Origin of the sequence: Actinomadura latina NBRC 106108, from assembly GCF_001552195.1 — a bacterium.
Classification (GTDB): domain Bacteria; phylum Actinomycetota; class Actinomycetes; order Streptosporangiales; family Streptosporangiaceae; genus Spirillospora; species Spirillospora latina.
The window spans coordinates 23,187-47,233 of sequence record NZ_BCQS01000036.1; the positions used below are offsets into that span (position 1 = coordinate 23,187).

A 24,047-nucleotide genomic window follows, 5' to 3' on the forward strand; every position below is an offset into this window, starting at 1 on the left:
CGTCCGCGAGCACCGTGAGAATGCTCTCTTCTTGCAGTCCCGTCAAGAGCTTGCGCAAGATTTCAATCAACTTGCAGAAAGCCGACAGGGCCTCAGGTGGTGGCCTTCGCGCCGCGCGCGGCGACGCGTTCCCGCTGGGGAACCACGGTGTACTTGGGGTCTTCGGCCGACTGGACACCGGCGTAGAAGATGCCGAAGCGCGTGCAGGCCGAGCCCGCCAGGAGCGCCGTCCCGCTGACCGCCGCCGCCGCGCGGCCGCGCCCGGCGAGCAGGACGCTCCCGGCGGTGCCCGCGGCCGACAGGATCTCGCCCGCGCGCATGAACCGGCCGGCCTTGCCCTTCTTGTACGGCTCGGCGGCCAGCCCGGCTCGGTGCTCCAGGATCTTGGCCGCCGCCAGTTCCAGGACGGCGCCGGCCACGGCGGCGGTGCGCATCGGGCCGGTCTCGCGGACGGGCGCCCCGACCAGCGCCATTCCGGCCGCGGCGCTCGTGGCGGAGCCGGCGAACACGAACGGCAGCTCGGCACGCCCCTCGTGCCAGGCGGGGACCGCGGTGTCGGCGATCAGCACGGCGGTGTAGACCGTGACGGCCGGGCCGAGCGCGGCGGCCGCGGCGGTGGCGGCCCCGCCCAGGTGCGGGAAGCGCCCCGCCGCGTCGAGGACGGCGGCGCCGCCCGCGGCGGGCCCGTAGGCGGCGAGTATCCAGGAGCCCACGCTCATCGGCGAGGTCGGCTTCATCACCCGCAGCATGTTGTAGAACCGCGCGGGCCGCCCGAGGTCGTGGATCAGCGCGGCCGTCGACCCGGCGATCGCGGCCAGCGACGAGATCTTCAGCGCCCGTGCGGCGGCGGGCCGCCCGGTGAGCTGCGCGCCCGCGGCCATCGTCGAGCCGGCGCCGGCCAGCCCGCCGAGGAAGAGGTACGCGGCGACGTCGGCCGCCTTCCAGACCGGCGCGTTCAGGACGGGCAGGCCGTAGTAGGAGGTGAACTCGGCGTCCGGCACCACCGCCTTCTCGCCGCGCCCGCCGCGCCGCCGGCCGCCGCCGTCCCGGCGCCGCAGGCCCTTGCCGATCTGCGCCTCCCGGCCCGGCCGCGCGCCCTCCACGCCCTCTCTGCTGACGCCCGAGCTGTTCACCGCGATCCTCCCGTGCGGCCGTGCACGGCGAAGACCGCCGCGAGCCCGCCGACCATGGCGGCGGCCGCCGCGCCCGCCCGCTTCCACATGGCCGGCAGGTCGCGCGTGGTGACGACCGGGTCCGGCGGCAGCCCGTAGACCTCCGGTTCGTCCAGCAGCAGGAAGAACGCGCCGTCGCCGCCGACGCCGTCCGCCGGGTCGTGGCCGTAGAGGCGGGCGTCCTCGACGCCGATGCCGTGCAGCTGCTCCACGCGCATGGCGGCCCGCTCGCGCAGCTCGTCCAGCGGCCCGTACTGGATCGAGTCGGTCGGGCACGCCTTCGCGCAGGCGGGTTCCTGGCCCGCGCCGAGCCGGTCGTAGCACAGCGTGCACTTCCAGACCCGGCCGTCCTCCTTGCGCTGATCGATGACCCCGTACGGGCAGGCGGGGACGCAGTAGCCGCAGCCGTTGCAGACGTCCTCCTGGACGACGACCGTGCCGAACTCCGTCCGGAACAGCGCACCGGTGGGGCAGACGTCCAGGCAGGCGGCGTGCGTGCAGTGCTTGCAGACGTCGGACGCCATCAGCCAGCGGAAGTCGGCGCCGCCCTCGCCGCCGGACGCCGCGCCGGGGGAGGCGCCGGGGGAGTCACCGTGGTCGACGCCGGGCTCGGCATGGCCCATGGGCTTGTTCTGCTCGATGAACGCGACATGCCGCCAGGTGTCGGCGCCGAGGCCCTGCGTGTTGTCGTAGGACATGCCGGTGAACTCCAGGCCGTCCTCGGGGATGGCGTTCCACTCCTTGCACGCCACCTCGCACGCCTTGCAGCCGATGCACACCGACGTGTCGGTGAAGAACCCCATCCTGGGCGGGTGATCGGTGTACCCCGAATTGGCGGTGACGTCTGGTTCGGCTCCGGCGAGCAGGTTCCGTCCGACCAAGCCGCTCATCCCAGGACCTCCCATGCGCCGCACCGACGCTCCTCCGACTTCCCGGCAGCGCGCTTTCTACACGTGCGCATCCCGCCTGTCCCGCGGCTCCGTTGACGGGGACGTGCGGCGGGCGGTTAGCTTCTGGGCATGACAGAGCGCACCGGTTACGCGGGCCCCCTGGACCAGACGCTCGGCCTGGTCGTGACCGAGGCGTCCGACACGGAGGTGGTGGCCGAGCTGGAGGTCACCGACAAGCTCATGCAGGCGTACGGGATCGTGCACGGCGGCGTCTACTGCGCGATCACAGAGACGGTGTGCAGCATGGGCGCGGCCCTCACCGTCGGCCTCGACAGCCAGGTCGTCGGGATCAGCAACCACACGCGGTTCATCCGCGCCGTGCGCGGCGGACGCCTGGTGGCCCGAGCCCGCCCGGTCGACCGCGTGGACGACCACGTCACCTGGCAGTCGACGATCACCGACGAGAAGGACCGCGTCGTCGCCGAGGGAACCGTGAACCTGCTGAGACTCTCCCCGCGGGCCTAATCGCCGGACATGGCCTTCCACTGCCGGTCGGCGATGGGGCGCCAGGTGTCGTGGCGCTCGTGGAAGAGGGTGAACGCCTGCGAGCCGCTCCAGTCGCCCGGGAGCAGCTCCGCCGGCAGGCCCGGGTCGAGGAACGGGAACCGGCGCCATTCCTGGACGAGCCTCGTGTGCGCGGCGAACGTGCCCGGGTCGTCGGCGGGACGCAGGCCGCGGACGGCGTCGAGGAAGTCCTCGTAGGCGAGTTCGATCTCGTCCAGGTCCCACGCCTGGCGGGCCACGCGCCGCGCCTCCGCCAGGTCGCCGAGCCGTCCGGTGAACAGCGTGGAGGTGTCCCCGACGCCGATCTCCGCCAGGACGTCCCGCACCTCGGGTTCGCGCTCGGGGTGCGGGCTCACCCAGACGCCGGGGGAGAGGTTGCCGAGCCCGTTCCAGGCGAGCCGCGTCCGCAGCAGGTGGCGGAGCCTGCGGCTGGTCTCCGGGACGGTCGCGAGGACCAGCAGCCACCGCCCGTCCCACTCGCCGACCGGGCCGCCGAAGCCGTAGATCCGCTCGGTGCCGTCGGTGAGGAGCCGCTCGCCGGCCGGGGTGAGCCGCCAGGCGGTGCGGCGGCCGCGCCGCTCCCCGGCGAGCCAGCCCTCGGCGGCGCTGCGCGCGAGCGCCTGCCGGACGGCCTTCTCCTCCACGCCGAGCAGCCCGAGCGCCCGCAGGAACGTCGCGGTCCAGACCGGCTCACCGCCGGGCAGGACGAACTCGCCCAGCACGGTCAGCAGCAGCGACCGGGCGCTCGCCGCGCCGAGCTCGCGCCGGCGCCGGAACTGGGGCCGGGGGTGTGCCGCGTCCTCGCCGGATCGGGCCATCTGCTTCTCCTTCTGAGCCCTTCAGGGGCGCGGCCGTCCATGGAACGCTGTCCAGTGTGCTCGGGTCAGGTGTGCTCGGGTCAGGTGTGCTCGGGTCAGGTGTGCTCGGGTCAGTATGGCGCGAGTCCCCTCCCGAGCGATCGTCGTTCGACAAGTCTATTGACTAGCGTTTCGTCTATGTAGAGCATGAGTGCCACGGTTCCCGGCGACTGGAGACCCCATGACCGCTGAAACGGCGGCCGCCGAAACGGCGGCCGCACCGACCGCACCGGCCACGCCCGACACGTTCAACGCCGCCGAATACCTGCTCCAGGCGGCCTCCGACGCCGGCACCGCCGGCCGGACGGCCCTCACCGGGCCGGGGGGCGAGCTCAGTTACGCCGGGCTGGCGGAGCTGTCCGGGCACATCGCGGCGGGGCTGGAGTCCTGGGGCACGCGGGCCGAGGAGCGCGTCGTGCTGTTCATGGCGGACGGGCCGTCCATGGCCGCGGCGATCCTGGGCGCGATGCTGCTGGGGGCCGTCCCGGTGCCGGTGTCGACGATGCTGACGGGCACCGAACTCGCCGCGCTGCTCAACGACGCGCGGGCCAGGGCGCTGCTGGTGAGCGACCGGTTCGCGGTGGCGGCGGAGGCGGCGCTCGCGCACGCGCCGGGCGTCCGGCGCGTCGCGGTGGAGGGCGGCGCCGGTCTGCAGGCGCCGCCCGGTGTGCGGGTGGACCCCTTCGAGGACCTGGTCCGGGCGGGGCGCGAGCGGGGAGGGAGACCGGCCGAGCCCTACCTGACCTCGGACGACTCCAGCGCGCTGTGGCTCTACACGTCCGGGACGACCGGCAAGCCGAAGGGCGCGATGCACCGGCACGCCAACATCCGGCACGTCGTGGAGACCTACGGCCGCCAGGTCCTCGGCATCACGCCCGAGGACCGCTGCTACTCGGTCGCCAAGCTCTTCTTCGCCTACGGGATCGGCAACTCGCTGTTCTTCCCCCTCTCCGCCGGCGCGGCCACGATCCTGGACCCAGGCCCGCCGTCGCCCGCGTCGGTGGCGGAACGGCTGGCCGAGTACCGCCCGACGCTGTTCTTCGCCGTGCCCACCTTCTATGCCGCGATCTTGAACGCCGACGTGCCTGCGGAGGCGTTCGCGTCCGTCCGGCTGGCGGTGTCGGCGGGGGAGCCGCTGCCCGCCGAGCTGTGCCGCCGCTTCACCGCGAAGTACGGCGTGGAGATCATCGACGGGATCGGCTCGACGGAGTGCCTGCACATCTTCCTGTCGAACCGCCCGGGCGAGGTCCGCCCGGGGACGACGGGCACCGCGGTCCCCGGCTACGAGCTGCGGATCGTGGACGGCGACGGGGCCGACGTCGAGCCGGGCACGCCGGGCTCGCTGCTGGTGAAGGGAGAGTCGATCGCGACGGGCTACTGGTGCCGCACCGACACCACCCGGAAGGTGTTCCAAGGGGAGTGGCTGCGCACCGGCGACACCTATGTGATGGACGAGGACGGCTACTACACCTGCCTCGGCCGGACCGGCGACATGCTCAAGGCCGGCGGGATCTGGGTGTCGCCGGCCGAGGTGGAGGGACGGCTGCTGGAGCATCCGGCGGTGGCGATGGTCGCGGTCGTCGGGCTGCCGGACGCCGACGGCCTGGACAAGCCGGTCGCCGCCGTCGTCCTCAAGGAGGGCGCCACCGCCGAGCCGGCGGAGCTGATCGGCTTCTGCCGGGCGGGGCTGGCGTCGTTCAAGCGCCCCCGCGAGGTGCTGATCGTGGACAAGCTCCCGACGACCCCCACCGGCAAGCTGCGCCGCTTCGCCGTCCGCGAGCTGGCCGCGACCCTGCTGAACGCGACCTGAACGGGCGCCCGGCCGCGCCGGTCCGGGGCGGCCCGCGCGCCAATGTGCTACAAACTCTTGACGTTCAGAACCGAATTTGTGGAGCATGATGGGGACGACACCGGCGGAAGGACACCTCATGACCACCCCGCACGTGGAGTTCCGCGTGGACCCGTCCCGCTACCGGCACTGGAGGCTGGACGTCGACGGGCCCGTCGCCACCCTCACGATGGCGGTGGACGAGCAGGGCGGCCTGGTCCCCGGCTACGAGCTGAAGCTCAACTCCTACGACCTGGGCGTGGACATCGAGCTGTACGACGCCGTCCAGCGGCTCCGGTTCGAGCATCCCGGCGTCCGCGCGGTGGTGGTCACCAGCGGCAAGGAGAAGGTCTTCTGCGCGGGCGCCAACATCCGGATGCTGGCCGCGTCCCCGCACTCGTGGAAGGTGAACTTCTGCAAGTTCACCAACGAGACCCGCAACGGCATCGAGGACGCGACGGCGAACTCGGGCCAGACCTACCTGGCGGCCGTCAACGGCACCGCGTCCGGCGGCGGGTACGAGCTGGCCCTCGCCTGCGAGCACATCATGCTCGTGGACGACCGGTCGTCGGCGGTGTCGCTGCCGGAGCTGCCGCTCCTCGGCGTCCTGCCCGGCACCGGCGGCCTCACCCGCGTGTCCGACAAGCGGCGCGTCCGCCGCGACCGCGCCGACTACTTCTCCACCAGGGCGGAGGGGCTCGGCGGCAAGAAGGCCGTCGCGTGGCGGCTGGTGGACGAGGCGGTGCCCCGCACGGCCTGGGACGCGGCCGTCGCGGAACGCGCCCGGGAGCTGGCGGCCCGCTCTTCCCGCCCGGCCGGCGCCGAGGGCGTCGCGCTGACCCCGCTCCGCAAGGAGCGCACCGGCACGTCCATCGCCTACCGGTACGTGTCGTCGAAAGCGGACCGCGACGCGGGCGCCGTCGAGATCACGATCGCCGGCCCCGACGCGCCTCCGGGGGACCTCCGCAGCGAGGCCTTCTGGACGCTCGCCATGACCCGCGAGCTGGACGACCTGATCCTCGATCTGCGCACCAACGAGCTGGAGCTCGGCACCTGGGTGCTCCGCACGACCGGCAAGGCCGAGCACGTCCTGGCCCATGACCGGCTGCTGCTCGGCAACGCGGACGACTGGCTCGCCAACGAGATCGTCCACTACCTCAAGCGGACCCTGAAGCGCCTGGACGTCACCAGCCGCAGCCTCATCGCCCTGATCGAGCCGGGCTCCTGCTTCGCGGGCTCGCTCCTGGAGGTCGCGCTCGCCGCCGACCGCGCCTACCAGCTCGACGGCGTCTTCGAGGACGTCGACCCGGACGCCGCCCCCGCCGCCGTCACCGTGGACGCCATGAACCTCGGCCCGATCCCGATGAGCAACGGCCTCACCCGCCTGGAGACCCGCTTCCTCGGCGACGAGGGGGCCCTCGCCGCCGTCCGCGACGCGGCCGGCAAGCCCCTGGAGGCGGCGGACGCCGAGCGCCTCGGCCTGGTCACCTTCGCGCCCGACGACATCGACTGGGACGAGGAGGTCCGCATCGCGATCGAGGAGCGGGGCAGCTTCAGCCCCGACGCGCTGACCGGCCTGGAGGCCAACTACCGCTTCCCCGGCCCGGAGACCCTGGAGACCAAGATCTTCGGACGGCTCACCGCCTGGCAGAACTGGATCTTCACCCGCCCGAACGCGTCCGGCCCCGACGGCGCGCTGCGCCGCTACGGCACCGGGCGGCGCGCCGACTTCGACCGAAAGCGAGTCTGACCCCATGCCGACGAACAGGGCGACCACGGCCGACTACACGGAGAAGATCCCGAACAACGTCGACCTGCACGAGGACCGGCGCCTCCAGCGCGCTCTGGAGTCCTGGCAGCCGAACTTCCTGAACTGGTGGGAGTCCATGGGCCCGACCCTGCCGACGCAGGACGTCTACCTGCGCACCGCCGTGAACGTCGGCCGCGAAGGCTGGGCGAACTTCGGGCATGTCGCCATGAAGGACTACCGGTGGGGCATCTTCCTCTCCGAGCGCGACGGCGACCGGCGCATCGGCTTCGGCGCGCACAAGGGTGAGCCCGCGTGGCAGAAGGTCCCCGGTGAGTACCGCGCCGACCTGCAGCGCCTCATCGTCATCCAGGGCGACACCGAGCCGGCGTCCGTCGAGCAGCAGCGCAACCTCGGCGCCACCGCGCCCAGCCTCTACGACCTGCGGAACCTGTTCCAGGTGAACGTCGAGGAGGGCCGCCACCTGTGGGCGATGGTCTACCTCCTGCACGCCCACTTCGGACGCGAGGGACGCGAGGAGGCCGAGGAACTCCTGCACCGCAACTCCGGCAGCGAGGAGTCGCCCCGCATCCTGGGCGCGTTCAACGAGGAGACGCCCGACTGGCTGTCCTTCTTCATGTTCACCTACTTCACCGACCGGGACGGCAAGTACCAGCTCGGCACGCTGAAGGAGTCCGGCTTCGACCCGCTGTCGCGGACCTGCGAGTTCATGCTCAAGGAAGAGGCCCACCACATGATGGTCGGCACCACGGGCATCGACCGCGTCGTGGAGCGGACCGTCCAGCTGATGAAGGAGCACGACACCGACGACGTCACCCCGCACGGGGCGATCTCGCTCGACGTCGTCCAGAAGTACCTGAACTTCCACTACTCGGTGTCGCTCGACCTGTTCGGTTCCGAGACGTCCAGCAATGTCGCAAACTACTACACGGCCGGGCTCAAGGGCCGCTGGATGGAGGGCCGCCGCAAGGACGACCACCGCCTCACCGACGACGCCGTCATGGTGGACGCCCTCGTCGACGGCGCCATCACCCAGACCGAGGTCGCCGCCCTCACCGGCCTGAACACCGACCTGCGCCGCGAGTACATCTCCGACTGCCAGAGCGGCGTGAACCGCTGGAACCGGATCCTGTCCGAGGCGGGCCTCCCGCAGCGCCTCTACCTCCCGAGCATCGCCTTCAACCGCAAGGTCGGCGCGTTCGCCGGCATCGAGGCAGCGCCGGACGGGGAGATCCTCACCGCCGCCGAATGGGAGAGGCGCAAGGGCGCCTGGCTGCCGACCGAGGTCGACAAGACCCACATCCGGTCGCTGATGCGGCCCGTCCACGAGCGCGGCAGGATCGCCGCCTGGATCGCCCCGCCCCGCAACGGCATCAACGGCCGGCCGTTCGACTACGACTACGTGCGCCTCTAGCGCCATCCGGGCCGGCACCGGGCTACGCCCGCGCCGGTGCGGGCTCGCCGGTCACGCCTCCATCGTCGCGCGGGGCGTCGGGTAGAGGCGGAGCCAGGCGGTGCCGGACGCGGCGTCGTCCACCTCGACGCGTTCGAACGCCTGGCCGGGTCCGGCGACCGCCCGGTGCACGGCCGAGGAGACGATCAGCCCGAGGACGGCGGAGCCGGAGGCCAGCCGCCGCCGCAGGACGGGCGCCCCCAGCAGCCGGGCGGCGCGGGCGAGCGCGGCCCCGGTGACCCCGTCCGGGGCGGCGAGCACGGGGCCGGTGTCGACCGCGACCCGCACCTGGAACCGCCGTGCCGCCGCCGCTGCGTCGTCGTGCCGCGCGATGCGCTCGGCGAACGCCCGGACCAGCCGGTCCGCCGGTGCGCTCGCCGGAATGCCGGGCGGGACGACGAGCAGCACGCCGTCGCCGCGGTCCTCGTGGTGGCACGCCGCCCAGGACACCCCGGCGATGTCGAAGGACTCCTCCAGCGACCGGTACAGGGCCCGCCGGATGGCGGTGCGGTCCGACTCGGTGCGTTCCAGGGAACCGAAGCCCACCACGTCGGCGAACAGGACGGTGCAGTCCTGCCCGGTGAGGAAGGGCGCGACGGGCGCGGGTGCCGGGCTCGGCCCGCCGGCGGCGGTGAGCCGCTCCAGCCGGCCCGGATCGAGGACGTCGATCGTGCCCCCCGCCGCGTGGACGAGACCCGCGCCGTCCCACTGGCTGAGCACGCTGGCCACCGCCGCCGGCGACGACGACGTCCACCCCGCGAGTTCGCGGCCCGTCACCGGGAGCGCGCCGCGCCGCGCCCGCGCCAGCGTGGTGAACAGCGCGGCCAGGCGCCGCTCGGTGCCGGCGAGTTCGGTGCTCGTCGTCCGTGCCGACTCCTCGACGGCGCGGTCGTGCGCCTGCTTCTCCAGCACCGACTGGATGCCGGGGTGGCGTGCGACGATCCGCCGGAAGTCCGGCGCCTCGATCTTGAGCACCCGCACGGTGTCCAGCGCGAGGACGGTGGCCGACCAGGTGTCGCCGTCGAACAGCGCGCGCTCGCCGACGAGGTCGCCGGGACCGCGCACCGCGACGATCCGCTCCTCGCCCGCCCGGTCGACCCGGACCTTCGTCCAGCCCGACAGGATGATGACGACGTAGTCGGCCGGATACCCCTGCCGCAGGATCGGCGCACCCGGCCCGTAGGTGCGCGTACGGGCGGCGTCCCGGACGCTGCGGCGCTCGCCGGAGCCGAGGGCGTACCAGAAGCTCTCCCGGTCCTCGCCGGCCCGTTCCGCCGGTTCCGCGCCCCGCTCCCGGGCGCGGAACGATGCCGTCCGGGCGCGGGCGAACTCCACCAGCGGTGCGATGAGCAGCGCCAGGACCGAGAAGGTGAGCGCGGCGACCACCACCGCGGCGAGCGTCCCGGTCTCCGCGGCGACCCACGCCGTGCAGATCGCGCCCAGCACGGCGAACACCACGACTCCTCGCGCGAGCGCACCTCCCGGGAGCGGGGCCTCCAGGCCGGGGGAGGGCGGCGGGAAGCCCGGGGAGAAGGCGGGCGAGGCATCGGAGAACGCCTCCAGCAGCCGCCGCGCCCGGCCTCCGCCCGCCGGCGCCGCCGCCGGGCCGGACCCGGCCGGCGCATCGGAGAACGCTTCCAGCAGCGGGCGCCAGGCGCGGTCACGACTCGGCATCTCATCCCCCATGTCATCCGGCCCCATCAGGCCCGTCACCCTCGTCGTCGAAGTCGCCGCCGCGGTCGTCGGCGCGGTCGTCGGCGCCGGGGTCGGCCGGGACCGCCAGCAGCACGTACCGGCCGAGCTTGGCCAGGACGGCCGGTGCGCTCGCGCCCATGGCGAACGCCACCCACGGCTCCGGGATCATGTCGCTCGCGGCCGCCGCCGACGTCACGATCGTGGCGAGCATGCAGTGCAGCGCACAGGCGAACACGTAGTACCTGCCGCCGGGGCCCTTCGGATAGCGCCATGGCGGCCCCTTGACCCGCCCGTTCGCCTCCAGGAAGGCCGCCGTGCGGTTCGCCACGGCGCCTGCGAGCCCCCACAGCGCGAACTGCCACATGAACCGACCGTAAGCGTCCGTACGGATGATTTCCGTGACCTGTCGTACAGATGCCCCGGGTCGGCTGACGCGCCGGGCGGCGGCGCGGGCGGGTCGGCGGGGCGGGCGGGTCGGCGGGTGAGTCAGCGGGCGAGGTGGCGGGAGATGACGAGGCGCTGGATCTGGTTGGTGCCCTCGAAGATCTGCATGACCTTCGCCTCGCGCATGAAGCGCTCCACCGGGAAGTCGCGGGTGTAGCCGGCGCCGCCGAGGACCTGGACGGCGTCGGTGGTGACCTTCATGGCGTTGTCGGTGGCGACCAGCTTGGCGATGGACGCCTCGCGGCCGTAGGGGCGGCCCGCGTCCTTCAGGCGGGCGGCGGAGAGGTAGGTCGCGCGGGCCGACTCGATCGCGGCGGCCATGTCGGCGAGGACGAACGCGAGCCCCTGGTGCTCGATGATCGCCTTGCCGAACGCCTCGCGCTGCTTGGCGTAGGCGACGGCGTGGTCGAGCGCGCCCTGGGCGAGGCCGGTGGCGACGGCGGCGATGCCGAGGCGGCCGGCGTCGAGCCCGGCGAGGGCGATGGACAGGCCCTGGCCCTCGTGGCCGATGAGGTTGCCGGCGGGGACGCGGGCGTCCACCAGGCGGACCGTCGCCGTGGTGGAGCCCATCAGGCCCATCTTGTCCTCGGGCTCGTCGAACTCCAGGCCGGGGGTGCCGGCGGGGACGTGGAAGCAGGAGATGCCGCGCGGGCCGTCGTCGGAGGTGCGGGCCATGACGGTGTAGAAGTCGGCCTTGCCGCCGTGGGTCGTCCACGCCTTGGCGCCGTTGAGGACGTAGGAGCCGCCGTCCCGGACGGCCTTGGCGCGCATCGCGGCGGGGTCGGAGCCGGCGTGCGCCTCGGAGAGGCAGTACGCGCCGAGCCGCTCGCCGGACAGCATGCCGGGGAGCCACTCCGCGCGCTGCTCGTCGGTGCCGTAGGCGAACAAGGGGAAGCAGGACAGCGCGTGGACGCTGACGCCGACGCCGACGCTCGCCCAGACCGCGCCGATCTCCTCCAGGACCTGGAGGTAGATCTCGTACGGCTGGTCGCCGCCGCCGAACTCCTCCGGGTACGGCAGCGTCAGGAGGCCCGCCCGGCCGAGCGTCGTGAACACCTCGCGCGGGAACGTGCCGGTGCGCTCGGCGGAGGCGGCGCCGGGCGCCAGCTCCTTGGCCGCGATGTCGCGGGTGAGTGCGACCAGGTCCTCGGACTCCGGGGTCGGCAGGTGCCGGGTGGCGGGCATGAGCGGCTCCTTTCGGCAACCGAACAGTACCAAACAGAGTACCGGCGAACGCCATTTGGTACTGTCGCGGCCATGACCCCGGTGGCCGGACGGGCGGTGGACGAGCGCCTCACGCGGGCGGCGCGGCGGCGGGAGGCGCTGATCGGGCGGCTCATGGACGTCTTCCTCGACCGCGGGTTCGCCGAGCTGGGCGTCGCCGACCTGGCCGCCCTGCTGCGCTGCTCGAAGAGCACGCTGTACTCGGTGGCGGCGAGCCGCGAGCAGATCATCACGGCGGTCGTCCGCGCGTTCTTCCGCCGCGCGACCGAGCGGGTGGAGGCCGCCCTCGACGCGGGCACCGATCCGCGCGAGCGGGTCGGCGCCTACCTGCGCGCGATCTCCGCGGAGCTGGCCCCGGCGTCGCCCGCGTTCTTCGCCGACCTGGACGCGTTCGCCCCGGCCCGCGAGATCTACAAGGAGAACACGCGGTTCGCGGTCCGGCGCGTGCAGGGCCTCGTCCGGGAGGCCGCCGCGGACGCGGACGCGGCGTTCGCCGGCGCGGTCGCCGGGCAGGTGATGGAGTCGATCCACCGCGGCGAGATCAAGGCGCAGACGGGGCTGGACGACTCCGCCGCCTACGCCGCGCTCGCGTCCCTGATCGTCGCCCGGATGGCGGCCGGCTAGTTCTGGGACGTCTGGAGGGCGTGCTCGACCAGCGCGACCAGCACGCCCCGCGCCACCTCCCGGCTCCGCACGTCGCACATCAGGACGGGCACGTCCGGGTCGACGTCGAGGGCTTCGCGGATCTCGTCGACGCTGTAGCGGCGGGCGCCGTCGAACTGGTTCGCGGCGACGACGAACGGGATCTCCCGCTGCTCGAAGAAGTCGATGGACGCGAAGCTGGAGGTGAGCCGCCGGGTGTCGACGAGCACGATCGCGCCGACCGCGCCGTAGGAGATCTGGTCCCACATGAACCAGAACCGCTCCTGGCCGGGCGTCCCGAACAGGTACAGCCGGACGCCGCCGGAGAACGTCAGCCGGCCGAAGTCCATCGCGACGGTCGTGGTCGTCTTGCTCTCCACGCCGCCGAGGTCGTCCACCCCGACGGAGGCGTCGGTGAGGGTCTCCTCGGTGCGCAGCGGGCGGATCTCGCTCACCGCGCCGACCAGGGTCGTCTTGCCGACCCCGAAACCACCTGCCACCAGTATTTTCAGCGTGTGCGCGGGAACGTCGTCGTCCGGCGCGTACGGCGTCATGGACGGGTTAGAGGCGGCGAAGTTCATCGAGCACTCTCATCAGGATGCGGGGGTCGGGACGGTCGGACGGCTCCGCCGCCTGCTGGACCTCTTGGATCAGGCCGTACTGGTGCAGGTCCTCCAGCAGGATCTGCACCACCCGGAACGGCAGGTCGGTCTCCGAGGCCAGGTCGGCCGGGGTCGACGGCTGCCGGCACAGCTCCAGCAGCCGCCGCTGCTCGCGGGACAGCCACACCCGGTCGCCCGGGGTGCGGCCGGTCGAGACCAGGATCGTCACCAGGTCGATGACGAGCCCGCGGGGGCGGGTGCGCCCCCGGGTCATCGCGTACGGCCGGACGACCGGGCCCGCGTCCCGCCCGATCCAGCGCTCTCTCGGAGTCTCCACGGCCGCTCAGCCCGAGGCACCCGGCTGCAGCGACGCGCTCTCGGACCCGGCGGCGCGCGGCGCCGCCGACAGCGCCCGCCGCACCCGCTTGATGAGCATGGTGGTCTCGTAGGCGACGAGGCCGGCGTTGCCGCCGGCGTCGCTGAGCACCGCCAGGCAGCTGCCGTTGCCGGCCGGCATGACGAAGAACAGCTTGTCGTCCAGCTCCACCACCGTCTGCCGCACCTGCTTGGCCTGGAAGTGCTCGCGGGCGCCGTTGGCGAGGCTGTGGAAGCCCGACGAGAGCGCCGCGAGGAACTCGGCGTCCTTGCGGGTGACGTCCCCCGAGGCGCCCATGACCAGCCCGTCCCGGGACAGCAGGACGGCCTGGCGGACCTCGCCGACCCGTTGCACCAGATCTTCGAGCAGCCAGTCGAGCTCGCCGGTGGCGTGGCCCTGCCGCGTCATGATTCCCCCCATTCATCGCGTGGATCGAGATCGCCCGGTTCATCGTCGGCGACCCTGCCGCGCAGCCAACCAGACTGTAGCGAGGCCATCAGATCGCGGCTGAGTTCCGGACTCGGCTCATCGAAGTCCTCGTCCGGCCGCGCGGCCGGCTCCGCCCGCGCCCCCGCCGTGCGTTTGCGCAGCTGAGGGGCGAGGTTGCGCTGCCGCACCCGGCGCGGAAGCCGGCCGGTGGCCTCGCTGTCCTCCGCCTCGGCCGGTTCCGGTTCCGGATCCGCGGCCCGCGGCCGGGTCCGGCCATTGGCATGCCCGGGCGGCTCGAACGACACCGGCGGATCGTAGGCGGCCGCCGAATCGAAGGAGCCCGGCGCGTCGAAGGAGCCGGGGGCGTCGAAGGAGCCGGGGGCGTCGAAGGAGCCCGGCGGCTCGTACGAGGCCGGCGGGCCGTTGAAGGACACCGGGGGCGGCGCGTCCGGCGGGCCGTGCCGCGGCGGGCGCCCGGCCGGGCCGGGCAGCGCGGGACGGATCGGGCGGCCGAGCCGCGGCGCGCCCGACCCGGACGCGACGGGCTGCGTCACCGTCGCCCCGCCGCCGATCGCCTCCCACTGCTCGTCCATGACCACGAGGGAGTGCGGCATCAGGACGATCGCGGTCGTCCCCCCGTACGCCGAGGGCTGCAGGGAGACCCTGATGTCGTGCCGGGCCGCCAGCCGCGCGACGACGAACAGGCCGAGCCGCTCGGTGTCGACGAGGTCGAACTCGACGGCGTTGGCGAGCCGCTGGTTGAGCGCGTTGAGCTCGTCGGGGTGCAGGCCGATGCCGCGGTCGACGACCTCCACCGCGAGCCCGTTGGCGACGGTCTCGACCTTGACGGTGACCTCGGTCGTCGGCGGCGAGTAGGCGGTGGCGTTCTCGATCAGCTCGGCGAGGAGGTGGATGACGTCGGCGACCACGTCGCCGGTGACCGCGGCCGACGACGCGCCGGTCACCTCGATGCGGGTGTAGTCCTCCACCTCGGCGATCGCGGCGCGCACCACGTCCTCGGCGGCGACCGGGTGGTCCCACGCGCGGACGGTCGGCGAGCCGGACAGGATGACCAGGCCCTCGGCGTGCCGCCGCATGCGGGTCGTGAGGTGGTCGAGGCGGAACAGGTCGTCCAGCTCCTCGGGGCTGGAGGCGCGCCGCTCCATCTGGTCCAGCAGCCGCAGCTGCCGGTGCAGCAGCGACTGGCTGCGCCACGACAGGTTGACGAAGACCCTGTTGATGCTGGCGCGCAGCTCCGCCTCGCCGATCGCGGTCCTGATCGCCTGCCGCTGGACGGTCTCGAACGCCTCGCTGACCAGGGCGACCTCGCGGGTCTTCCCGGCGGCGGGACGGGGCGTCTCGGCCTCCAGGTCGACCCGCTCGCCGCGCCGCAGCCGCGCGACGACGCGGGGCAGCCGCTCGTTCGCCAGCTCCTGCGCCGACCGCTGCAGCCGCCGCAGCTCGCCGGCGTGCCGGCGGGCGAACAGCAGCGACAGCGCGATGGAGGCGATGACGGCGAGCAGCCCGACGCCGCCCGCCAGATACACCCGCAGCATGATCCGGTTGCCGGCGGGCTCGATCTCGTCGTGCTGGAGCTGTTCGCCGGCCTTGTAGGTGGTGCCGAGCCACACCTGCCCGGCCGCCTTGGTGGCCGCCTGCCACCGCTGCGGGTCGGGGGCCTTGCCCTGCTGGACGATGGCGTCCTCCAGCCGGACGAAGTCGGCGTAGGCGGGGGAGTTCACCAGCCCGCCCATGGTCTGCGCGATGCTCCCGCTGAGCCCCATCTGGCCGAGGTCGACCAGCTCGGCGCGGGTGCCCGCCCACTGGGCGAAGGCGGCGCGGCCGCCGGACTTCAGCCGGCCGCGGAGGCTGGTCAGCAGCAGGTCCTCGCGCAGCATGAAGTCGCGCGCCCAGTACATGTAGAGGACGCCGTTGGTCTGCTGGTAGACGTCGATGTCGTTGATGCTCACCAGCGTGGAGATCAGCCGGACCGTGTTGTCGAAGGCGGCGCTGTAGGCGTTGATGGCTTCGAGCACCGAGACGTTCTGCGCGGTGATCTGCGACCGGATGCTGGCCAGCTGGTCGAACTGGTTGCCGACGTTCCGGGTGCGCTGGAGCCCGCCCTCGGCCACGTTCCTGGTGGCCTCGGGGGAGAGCGCCGACTTGCGGAAGGCCGCCGCCGCGTGCTCGGTCTTGGCGACCGCGTCCCGGAACTTCTGCGTGGTCGCGGTGGACGGCGAGGTCAGCGCGCCGACCGCGGCGGCGCGCTCCTCCTGGACCGCCTGCATGGCGAGGTTGGACGGCTGGCCGACCCGGTCGTGGTTTTCGGCGTATTGGAGCCGTTCCAGCGCGTCGCTCAGTGCGGGGACGGCCGAGAACGCCCACAAGGCCACGAGCGATACGAGCGGGATCGCCAGGAGCACGACGATCCGCCGGCCGATCGGACGCGTGTGCGGACGCCCGTGGGATCTGTGCACCTGTTCGGGACTCGACAACGGCCCACTCCTGATCGTCGGCGGCCACCTGCAAGGGTGACGAAGCATACTCATGCCGTTTTGTCCGCAGCCAGCGGTCTCACCTGCTGGAACTTGCGTCCGGCGGAATGTGGTGCGCGGCACTGGGGCCGGCGGGCGAGTATCCCCGCCCCGGTCCGAACCCGTCGACGTTTCCGCAGGTCAGTGCGTTTCCATGGGTCGCCATTCCGTGCTGACCTCGGGGAATGCGTTCCGGGGGCGGCAATCATGATCGACACGAGCCGTGGACGCCGCCGGAACGGACGGTAATCGTGGGATGAAGGTCGATCTTGTGAAACAAGGGCAGAAAGAGACCAATATTGGCCGTTTTGATGCACAGTCGTGTCTTGTTGCGTGAATTGACGCGTGTCAGGCTTCGGGTTGCTTCGTCCCCCCACAAACGGAGACTTGGTCATGCGCAGAGCCGCGCTCGCAACCCTCACCGGGCTGTCGCTCGCAGCCGCCACCCTGGCCGCGGTGCCGGCCCAGGCGGCCGACCCGGCCCACTCCAAGCTGGCCAGGCTGGTCACGCTGAAGAACGTCCGCCACCACCAGCTGAACCTGCAGAAGATCGCGGACGCCAACGGCGGCAACCGGGCCGCCGGGCTCCCCGGCAACAAGATCACCATCAAGTACCTCGCGGACCAGCTCAAGCGGGCGGGGTACCGCCCCACGGTCCAGAACTTCACGTTCGACTTCTGGCAGGAGAACTCCGAGCCGGTCTTCGCCGAGACCGCGCCCGAGCAGAAGACGTTCGCGCCGGACACCGACTTCGCGACCATGCAGTACTCCGGGTCGGGCGACGTCACCGCCGCCGCGACGCCCGTCGACTCGGACGCGACCGGGCTCGGCAGCGGGTGCGAGGCCGACGACTTCACCGGCTTCCCGGCGGGCCACATCGCGCTGATCCAGCGCGGCGGCTGCTTCTTCTCGCTGAAGACCGACAACGCCATCGCCGCCGGCGCGTCCGCGGTGGTCATCTACCAGCTCCCCGACCAGCCGGGCCCCGTCGCGGGCACGCTGACCACGCCGTACGGCATCCCGGTGATCGGCCCGACCAACGCCGTCGGCAGGGCCCTGGTCGACCAGGCGAACGACGGCGGCGTGACGCTGCGCGTGAAGACCGACACGCTCAACGACAAGCGCGAGGCCGCCAACGTCGTCGCCGACACCAAGCGCGGGCGCGCCGACAACGTCGTGGTCGTCGGCGCCCACAACGACAGCGTCACCGCGGGCCCCGGCATCAACGACGACGGCTCCGGCACCGCGACGCTGCTGGAGATGGCGAAGCAGATCGGCAAGCTCGGCCCCAAGGTCCGCAACAAGGTGCGGTTCGCGTTCTGGGGCGCCGAGGAGGAGGGCCTGCTCGGCTCCCAGTACTACGTCGACAACCTGCCGCAGGCCGAGCGCGACAAGATCGCGCTGATGCTGGACTTCGACATGCTCGCCTCGCCCAACTACGTGAACTTCGTCTACGACGGCGATGACAGCGCGGGCGAGAACAACGTCGAGCCGCCGGCCGGGTCCGGCGCGATCGAGAAGGCGTTCAACGACTACTTCGCCGGGCGCGGCCTCGCCACCGACCCGACGCCGTTCAACGGGCGGTCCGACTACAACGCCTTCATCACCGCGGGCATCCCCGCCGGCGGGGTCTTCACCGGCGCCGAGGGCATCAAGACGCCCGAGCAGGCGAAGATCTACGGCGGCACCGCCGGGGTGGCCTACGACCCCTGCTACCACTCGGTGTGCGACCGCTACGACAACGTGAACCTCACAGGCTTCGACCACATGATCGACGCCACCGCCGCGGTCACGCAGCTGTTCGCGCACAGCACGCTGACGGTCAACGGCAACGAGCTGGCCAGGCGCGCCCCGGCACAGGCCGGGAAGCGCATCGCGCCGGAGAAGATCGGCGGCTACGCGACCCGCTGACGCCCGTCATTCCGTGCGGGACGCGCCCGGCTCTCCGGGCGCGTCCCGCACCCTTTCACGCGGGCACCCGTCCTACGCGAGCGACTCGGCGATCCCGCGCAGCGCGGGGCGCGGGTCGTCCTCGCCCAGCACCTGGACGGCGACCTGGTCGGCGCCGGCGTCCAGGTGCCCGGCCACCCGCGCGGCCAGCGCCGCCGCGTCGCCGTGTGCGATCAGCGCGTCCACCAGCGCGTCGCTGCCGCCGCCCGCCACGTCCTCGTCGGTGAAGCCCAGCCGCTTGAAGCTGTTCACGTAGTTGCGGAGCCCGAGGTACATCGTGGCCGTCTCCCGGGCCAGCGCGCGGGCGCGCCCGGTGTCGGTGTCGAGCACCACCTTCTGCTCGGGGACGAGCAGCGGGCCCGCGCCCAGCGTCGCCCGCGCCTCCCGGGTGTGCTCGGGCGTGGTGAAGTACGGGTGAGCGCCCGCTGTGCGCTCCGCCGCCAGCCGCAGCACCTTCGGCCCGAGCGCCGCCAGGACCCGTCCCGCGGCCGGGACGTCCGCGGCGTCCAGGTCGTCCAGATACCGGACGATCGTGTCGTACGGGCTGCGGTACTCCTGCGTCGCCTCCGGATGGCCGATGCCGACGCCGAGCAGGAACCGCCCGCCGTGCGCGTCGTTGAGCCGGTGGTAGGACGCCGCGACCTCCTCGGCCGGCGTGGCCCACATGTTCACGATGCCGGTCGCGATCACGATCCGGTCGGTGGCCGCGAGCAGCCGCTCGGCGATCCTCAGGTCGCCGCGCGGCGAGCCGCCGATCCAGATCGCGCCGTAGCCGAGGTCCTCGACGTCCTTGGCCAGGTCGGCGTCCAGTGCGCTCCACGGCCGCCAGATTCCGAGCCGGCCCAGTTCGATCTTGTCCATGTCGCCCCCAACACCTCGTGCGGCCGTTTCATGCCTCCTTCCCCGGTGCCAGGATTGAGACATGACCGACCGGCCCCGCCTGCTGCTCCTGGACGGCCACTCGCTGGCCTACCGGGCCTTCTACGCGCTTCCGGTGGAGAACTTCAGCACCACGGGCGGGCAGCCGACCAACGCCGTGTACGGGTTCGCGAACATGCTGGCCAACGTGCTGCGGGACGAGCGCCCGACGCACGCGGCCGTCGCGTTCGACGTGTCGCGGCGGACGTTCCGCACCGAGGCGTTCCCGGCGTACAAGGCGACCCGGGCGCGGTCGCCGGCGGAGTTCGGCGACCAGCTCGCCGTCCTGGACCGGCTGCTCGCGGCGATGAGCCTGCCGGTGCTGCGGGCGCCCGGCTACGAGGCCGACGACGTGATCGCGACGCTCGCGACGGCGGCGGAGGCGGACGGCATGACCGTGCTGATCGTCACCGGCGACCGTGACGCCCTCCAGCTCGTCAGCGACGGCGTCACCGTCCTGTACTTCTACCGGACGGCCGCGGAGATGATCCGCTACACGCCCGAGGCGGTGGAGGAGAAGTACGGGCTGACCCCTGCGCAGTACCCGGACTTCGCCGCCCTGCGCGGCGACCCGTCCGACAACCTGCCGGGCATCCCCGGCATCGGGGAGAAGACGGCCGCGAAGTGGGTCCGCGAGTTCGGGTCCCTCGACGAGCTGCTCGGCCGCGATGGCCGCCTACCTGCTGCTGCCCGGCCTGGCCGCCTACGGGATCGCCGACCTCGCGGGCCGCCACCTGGGCCGCCGCCCGCCGGACGGCGGCGCGGCGGGGCTGATGCTGAGCGCCCGCGCCGTCCTCGACCTGGCCGGGACGTTCGCGGCCGACCTCGCGTCCACCGGCATGGACGAGGTCCTCCGCGACGTCGAGCTGCCGCTGTCGGACCTGCTCGCCCGCGCCGAACGCGCCGGGATCCACGTGGACGCCGGCCTCCTGGACGAGCTGGAGCGCCATTTCGCCGACGCGATGGAGCGCGCCGCCGACGAGGCCGCCGAGATCGCCGGGCGCCGCTTCAACCCCGGCTCGACCAAGCAGCTCCAGGAGGTCCTGTTCGGCGAGCTGAACCTGCCCAGGACCAAGAAGATCAAGTCGGGGCACTCCACCGACGTGGACGCGCTGACCTGGCTCGCGACCCAGACCGGGAACGGCCTCCCGGAGGTGCTCCTGCGCCACCGCGACCAGGCGCGGCTGCGCACCACGGTCGCCGGGCTGATCCGCGAGATCGGCGCGGACGGCCGGATCCACACCACGTTCCAGCAGACCGTCGCCGCGACCGGGCGGCTCACCTCCACCGAGCCGAACCTGCAGGTGATCCCCGTCCGCACCGAAGAGGGGCGGCGCATCCGCCGCGCCTTCCGGCCCGGCGCCGGGTTCGAGTCGCTGCTGACGGCCGACTACGGCCAGCTCGAACTGCGCGTCATGGCGCACCTCTCCCAGGACCCGACGCTGCTGGCCGCGTTCGAGTCCGGCGAGGACCTGCACGCGACGATGGCGGCTCAGGTCTTCCAGGTCGCCCCGGACGCCGTCACCCCCGAGATGCGCCGCAAGATCAAGGCGATGTCGTACGGGCTGGCGTACGGGCTGTCGGCGTTCGGGCTGGCCAAGCAGCTCGGCATCCCGATGGCGGAGGCGCGCCCGCTGATGGACGCCTACTTCGCGCGGCTCGGCGGCGTCCGCGACTACCTCGGCCATGTCGTCGCCGAGGCCCGCGCCACCGGCTACACCCGGACGATCCTCGGCCGCCGCCGCTACCTGCCCCACCTGACCAGCGACAACCGGCAGCGCCGCGAGACGGCCGAGCGGATGGCGCTGAACGCGCCGATCCAGGGCTCGGCCGCCGACATCGTCAAGATCGCGATGCTGCGGGTGGACGGGGCGCTCACCGCCGCCGGGCTGCGCAGCCGGCTGCTGCTCCAGGTGCACGACGAGATCGTCCTGGAAGTGGCGCCGGGCGAGCGGGACGCCGTGGAGAAGATCGTCCGCGACCGGATGACGGCCGCCTACCCGCTGACCGTCGGCCTGGAGGTCGCCATCGGCGCCGGCGCCGACTGGAACGCCGCCGCCCACTAGCGGCTCGGCGGGCGGCCCTCCCACGCGTCGCGGAGCAGAGACCGGACCCCCGCGTCCTCCACCGGGCGCGGGTTGGCGATGCCGCCTCCGATGCCGCCTCCGATGCCGCCTCCGGTGGCCCGCGCGACGGCATCGTCCAGGTGAGCGGGGTCGGCGCCCAAATCGCTGAGCGAACGCGGCAGACCCAGCGCACCGGACAGGTCCCACAGCGCACGGGCGGGATCGTCCCGTCCGAGTGCCCGCTGGAGCACCTCCACGGCGGCCGGCGCGGCGGGGGCGTTGTAGGCGAGGGCGTGCGGCAGCAGGACGGTGTGCGTCTCCGCATGCGGCAGGTTCAGCGACCCGCCGAGGATGTGGCACAGCTTGTGGTGCAGCCCCATCGTCGTGGCGCTCAGGCACGTCCCGCACAGCCACGCCCCGTACAGGGCGCGGGTCCGCGCGGGCAGGCCGCGGGGGGCCCGGACGACCTCGGGCAGCGCCCCGGCCAGCACCCGCACCGCCTCCTCCGCCATCAGCGAGACGACCGGCGAGGCGTCCGGCGCGTAGAGCGCCTCGACGGCGTGCGCCATCGCGTTCATCGCCGACGCCGCCGACACCGCCGGCGGCAGCCCCAGCGTCAGGGACGGGTCGTAGAGCACCGTCCGGGCGAGGACGCGCTCATCGCGCCCGGTGCGCTTGACGCCGTCCTCCGTCATGCCCCACGTCGGCGTCATCTCCGACCCGGCGTACGTCGTGGGGACGGCCACGATCGGTAGCCCCGTCTCCCTGGCGACCGCCTTGGCCAGGCCGGCCGCCGATCCGCCGCCGAAGGAGACCAGGCCGTCCGCCCCCGCCGACGCGGCGACCCGGCACGCCTCGGCCGCCGCCTCCGCCGGGACGTGCATCACGGCGCCGGCGTGGACGCCCGCGGCCCGCGCACCCAGCGCCGACGCGGCGCGTTCGGCGTCCGCGCGCCGCCCCGGCGTCGACAGGACGAGCACCCGGGACAGGCCGAGCGCGGCCACCTCGGCGGGCAGGTCCCCGAGCACGCCGTCGCCGAAGACGACCCGCACGGGGAGCGGCCGGTAGGCGAATCGCAGCGCATCCATGCGCCCGACCCTACGATCACCCGCTCTCCCGGCGGGTAGGGTCCGCGGAAGGGGAGGTACCCATGGAGATCGAGATGATCGTCGAGATCCCCGGCGGATCGCGCAACAAGTACGAGATGGACCACGGGCTCGGCCGCATCCGGCTCGACCGGCTGCTGTTCACGGCGACCCGGTACCCGCACGACTACGGCTACATCCCGGACACCTGCGCCGAGGACGGCGACCCGCTGGACGCGATGGTGCTGCTGGAGGAGCCCACGTTCCCCGGCTGCCAGGTCACCGTCCGCAGCATCGGCGTGTTCTGGATGCTCGACGAGAAGGGGCCGGACGCCAAGGTCCTCACCGTCCCGTCCCGGGACGTCCGCTACGCCGGGATCAACGAGTTGTCCGACGTGCAGGAGCACATCCTCGACGAGATCGCGCACTTCTTCGACATCTACAAGAGCCTTGAACCGGGCAAGTCCTCCGACGTGCGCGGCTGGCAGGACCGCCAGGTCGCCGACCGCACCATCACCGAGGCCGCCGAGCGCGCCCGCACGACGGGCGGCGCCACGGCCTGACCGCCGCCGCCCGCCGCCCGCCGCCCGCCGCCCGCCGCTCCACCGTGACGGACCTCACCCGCCGGGGCCGCGACCGGGCGTGTAGCGTCGAGATCCGCCCAGGGCGGGTACCGCCCGGTATCCGGAGGTGAGACCGCATGAGCACCGCTGGCAGGGGGAGCGCGGACGACGGGATCCGCGCGGACCGCCCGGTGTCGGCGCGCGTCTGGGACTACTGGCTCGGCGGCAAGGACCACTACGAGATCGACCGGATGGCGGGGGAGAAGGTCGCGCGGCAGGTCCCCGGCATCGTCGCCGCCGCCCGCACCGACCGGCTGTTCCTCGGCCGGTGCGTCCGCCACCTCGCGGGCGAGGAGGGCGTGCGCCAGTTCCTCGACATCGGCACCGGGCTCCCGACCGCCGACAACACCCACGAGATCGCGCAGCGGGTGGCTCCGGAGTCGCGCATCGTCTACGTCGACAACGATCCGCTCGTGCTGGTCCACGCGCGCGCGCTCCTCACCAGCTCCCCGGAGGGCGTGACCAGCTACATCGACGCCGACGTCCGCGACCCCGACCGCATTCTCGAGGAGGCTTCGGCGACGCTCGACTTCGGGAGGCCGGTGGCGCTGATGATGCTCGCGCTGCTGCACCTGATCACCGACGACGACGAGGCGCGGAGCATCCTGAAACGGCTCGTCGGCGCGCTCGCGCCCGGCAGTTTCGTGGCGCTGTCGCACGCCTGCCTGGACGTGGACGTCACGCACACCGCCGTCAAGGCGTGGAACGAGAGCGGCACCCCGCATCCGCTCAAGGCCCGGACCAGCACGGAGATCGAGGCGCTGCTCGACGGCCTGGAATTGGTCGAGCCCGGAATCGTGTCGTGTTCCCAGTGGCGTCCCGAACCCAATCCGTGGGGCGAGCCGCACGAGACCATGACCTTCTGTGGAGTGGCGAGAAAACTATCCGCCTGATGGCGTTCGGTGGAGGATCGGAGGCATTATCCGA

Annotated in this window: 21 protein-coding genes and 2 pseudogenes; 10 read left to right on the plus strand and 13 right to left on the minus strand. The window is 72.9% G+C overall.

The genetic code is table 11. The annotated features are described in order from the left end of the window. Positions 1 to 92 precede the first annotated feature (92 nt). Entirely contained in the window at positions 93 to 1,133 is a 1,041-nt protein-coding gene (nrfD, locus tag AL2_RS31930) for an NrfD/PsrC family molybdoenzyme membrane anchor subunit (protein WP_067640286.1), read from the minus strand. Beyond that, complete coding sequence (locus tag AL2_RS31935) at positions 1,130 to 1,975, minus strand: 4Fe-4S dicluster domain-containing protein (protein WP_245667087.1); 846 nt, start codon at positions 1,973 to 1,975, stop codon at positions 1,130 to 1,132. Before AL2_RS31935 ends, nrfD begins: the two co-directional genes overlap by 4 nt. 216 nt (positions 1,976 to 2,191) lie before the next feature. Between AL2_RS31935 and AL2_RS31940 the strand changes: the two genes are divergently transcribed. Further along, positions 2,192 to 2,587, plus strand: coding sequence for a PaaI family thioesterase (locus AL2_RS31940; protein WP_067640290.1), 396 nt, complete (start codon positions 2,192 to 2,194; stop codon positions 2,585 to 2,587). Here the strand turns inward: AL2_RS31940 and AL2_RS31945 are convergent. Both AL2_RS31945 and AL2_RS40185 read right to left on the minus strand, forming a co-directional pair. Continuing rightward, complete coding sequence (locus AL2_RS31945) at positions 2,584 to 3,444, minus strand: PaaX family transcriptional regulator (RefSeq protein WP_067640292.1); 861 nt, start codon at positions 3,442 to 3,444, stop codon at positions 2,584 to 2,586. The genes AL2_RS31940 and AL2_RS31945 overlap by 4 nt on opposite strands. A gap of 21 nt (positions 3,445 to 3,465) precedes the next feature. Further along, positions 3,466 to 3,585: a pentapeptide repeat-containing protein gene (locus tag AL2_RS40185; RefSeq protein ID WP_157438509.1), complete on the minus strand. Its 120-nt coding sequence runs from the start codon at positions 3,583 to 3,585 to the stop codon at positions 3,466 to 3,468. A gap of 79 nt (positions 3,586 to 3,664) precedes the next feature. Between AL2_RS40185 and AL2_RS31950 the strand changes: the two genes are divergently transcribed. From AL2_RS31950 to boxB, 3 genes are all read left to right on the plus strand, one after another. After that, complete coding sequence (locus tag AL2_RS31950) at positions 3,665 to 5,293, plus strand: benzoate-CoA ligase family protein (RefSeq protein ID WP_083947106.1); 1,629 nt, start codon at positions 3,665 to 3,667, stop codon at positions 5,291 to 5,293. Between the two features lie 118 nt (positions 5,294 to 5,411). After that, a complete protein-coding gene (gene boxC, locus AL2_RS31955; protein WP_067640294.1) occupies positions 5,412 to 7,061 on the plus strand; it encodes a 2,3-epoxybenzoyl-CoA dihydrolase in 1,650 nt (549 codons plus the stop codon). A 4-nt stretch (positions 7,062 to 7,065) separates the two neighbouring features. Then, the gene (gene boxB, locus AL2_RS31960; RefSeq protein WP_067640296.1) at positions 7,066 to 8,493 is read left to right on the plus strand and encodes a benzoyl-CoA 2,3-epoxidase subunit BoxB; all 1,428 of its coding nucleotides are present in this window, start codon (positions 7,066 to 7,068) and stop codon (positions 8,491 to 8,493) included. Between the two features lie 51 nt (positions 8,494 to 8,544). On the opposite strand, the gene AL2_RS31965 is transcribed toward boxB, so the two are convergent. The 3 genes from AL2_RS31965 to AL2_RS31975 form a co-directional block, all read right to left on the minus strand. Further along, positions 8,545 to 10,206 (minus strand): cyclic nucleotide-binding domain-containing protein, encoded by a 1,662-nt coding sequence (locus AL2_RS31965; RefSeq protein ID WP_157438498.1) that lies wholly within the window; start codon positions 10,204 to 10,206, stop codon positions 8,545 to 8,547. A 13-nt stretch (positions 10,207 to 10,219) separates the two neighbouring features. Further along, positions 10,220 to 10,591 (minus strand): hypothetical protein, encoded by a 372-nt coding sequence (locus AL2_RS31970; RefSeq protein WP_067640300.1) that lies wholly within the window; start codon positions 10,589 to 10,591, stop codon positions 10,220 to 10,222. Positions 10,592 to 10,713: 122 nt separating this feature from the next. After that, complete coding sequence (locus AL2_RS31975; RefSeq protein WP_067640302.1) at positions 10,714 to 11,856, minus strand: acyl-CoA dehydrogenase family protein; 1,143 nt, start codon at positions 11,854 to 11,856, stop codon at positions 10,714 to 10,716. A 72-nt stretch (positions 11,857 to 11,928) separates the two neighbouring features. On the opposite strand from AL2_RS31975, the gene AL2_RS31980 reads away from it, so the two are divergent. After that, a complete protein-coding gene (locus AL2_RS31980; protein WP_067640304.1) occupies positions 11,929 to 12,519 on the plus strand; it encodes a TetR/AcrR family transcriptional regulator in 591 nt (196 codons plus the stop codon). Here AL2_RS31980 and AL2_RS31985 read toward each other — a convergent pair. From AL2_RS31985 to AL2_RS32000, 4 genes are read right to left on the minus strand one after another with little or no spacing between them, the layout of a single operon-like run. Further along, positions 12,516 to 13,118, minus strand: a complete 603-nt coding sequence (locus tag AL2_RS31985) for a GTP-binding protein (protein ID WP_083947108.1) — start codon at positions 13,116 to 13,118, stop codon at positions 12,516 to 12,518. The two genes, AL2_RS31980 and AL2_RS31985, sit on opposite strands and share 4 nt — an antisense overlap. Next, the gene (locus tag AL2_RS31990; RefSeq protein ID WP_067640308.1) at positions 13,099 to 13,476 is read right to left on the minus strand and encodes a DUF742 domain-containing protein; all 378 of its coding nucleotides are present in this window, start codon (positions 13,474 to 13,476) and stop codon (positions 13,099 to 13,101) included. Before AL2_RS31990 ends, AL2_RS31985 begins: the two co-directional genes overlap by 20 nt. Positions 13,477 to 13,482: 6 nt before the next feature. After that, positions 13,483 to 13,923, minus strand: coding sequence for a roadblock/LC7 domain-containing protein (locus tag AL2_RS31995; RefSeq protein WP_067640309.1), 441 nt, complete (start codon positions 13,921 to 13,923; stop codon positions 13,483 to 13,485). Then, positions 13,920 to 16,439 carry a sensor histidine kinase gene (locus AL2_RS32000; RefSeq protein WP_168444720.1) on the minus strand — a complete coding sequence of 840 codons (2,520 nt, stop codon included), beginning with the start codon at positions 16,437 to 16,439 and terminating at the stop codon, positions 13,920 to 13,922. The genes AL2_RS31995 and AL2_RS32000 overlap by 4 nt, the downstream gene beginning before the upstream one ends. A gap of 432 nt (positions 16,440 to 16,871) precedes the next feature. Here AL2_RS32000 and AL2_RS32005 point away from each other — a divergent pair, with 432 nt between their 5' ends. Continuing rightward, positions 16,872 to 18,389: a M20/M25/M40 family metallo-hydrolase gene (locus AL2_RS32005; RefSeq protein ID WP_067640313.1), complete on the plus strand. Its 1,518-nt coding sequence runs from the start codon at positions 16,872 to 16,874 to the stop codon at positions 18,387 to 18,389. Between the two features lie 72 nt (positions 18,390 to 18,461). Here the strand turns inward: AL2_RS32005 and AL2_RS32010 are convergent, their stop codons facing one another. Then, positions 18,462 to 19,289 (minus strand): LLM class F420-dependent oxidoreductase, encoded by an 828-nt coding sequence (locus AL2_RS32010; RefSeq protein WP_067640315.1) that lies wholly within the window; start codon positions 19,287 to 19,289, stop codon positions 18,462 to 18,464. Positions 19,290 to 19,350: 61 nt separating this feature from the next. Between AL2_RS32010 and AL2_RS40285 the strand changes: the two are divergent. Continuing rightward, a pseudogene (locus tag AL2_RS40285) lies at positions 19,351 to 19,953 on the plus strand (5'-3' exonuclease); the annotation flags it as partial. Positions 19,954 to 20,011: 58 nt separating this feature from the next. Next, positions 20,012 to 21,412 (plus strand): annotated as a pseudogene (locus AL2_RS32015) (DNA polymerase); the annotation flags it as partial. Here the strand turns inward: AL2_RS32015 and AL2_RS32020 are convergent. Beyond that, the gene (locus AL2_RS32020) at positions 21,409 to 22,500 is read right to left on the minus strand and encodes a maleylacetate reductase (protein ID WP_067640318.1); all 1,092 of its coding nucleotides are present in this window, start codon (positions 22,498 to 22,500) and stop codon (positions 21,409 to 21,411) included. The pseudogene AL2_RS32015 and the gene AL2_RS32020 sit on opposite strands and share 4 nt — an antisense overlap. A gap of 62 nt (positions 22,501 to 22,562) precedes the next feature. On the opposite strand from AL2_RS32020, the gene AL2_RS32025 reads away from it, so the two are divergent. Together AL2_RS32025 and AL2_RS32030 are read left to right on the plus strand one after the other, a co-directional pair. Further along, positions 22,563 to 23,060 (plus strand): inorganic diphosphatase, encoded by a 498-nt coding sequence (locus tag AL2_RS32025; RefSeq protein ID WP_067640320.1) that lies wholly within the window; start codon positions 22,563 to 22,565, stop codon positions 23,058 to 23,060. Positions 23,061 to 23,197: 137 nt separating this feature from the next. Beyond that, positions 23,198 to 24,013: an SAM-dependent methyltransferase gene (locus AL2_RS32030; RefSeq protein ID WP_067640322.1), complete on the plus strand. Its 816-nt coding sequence runs from the start codon at positions 23,198 to 23,200 to the stop codon at positions 24,011 to 24,013. Positions 24,014 to 24,047 lie beyond the last annotated feature (34 nt).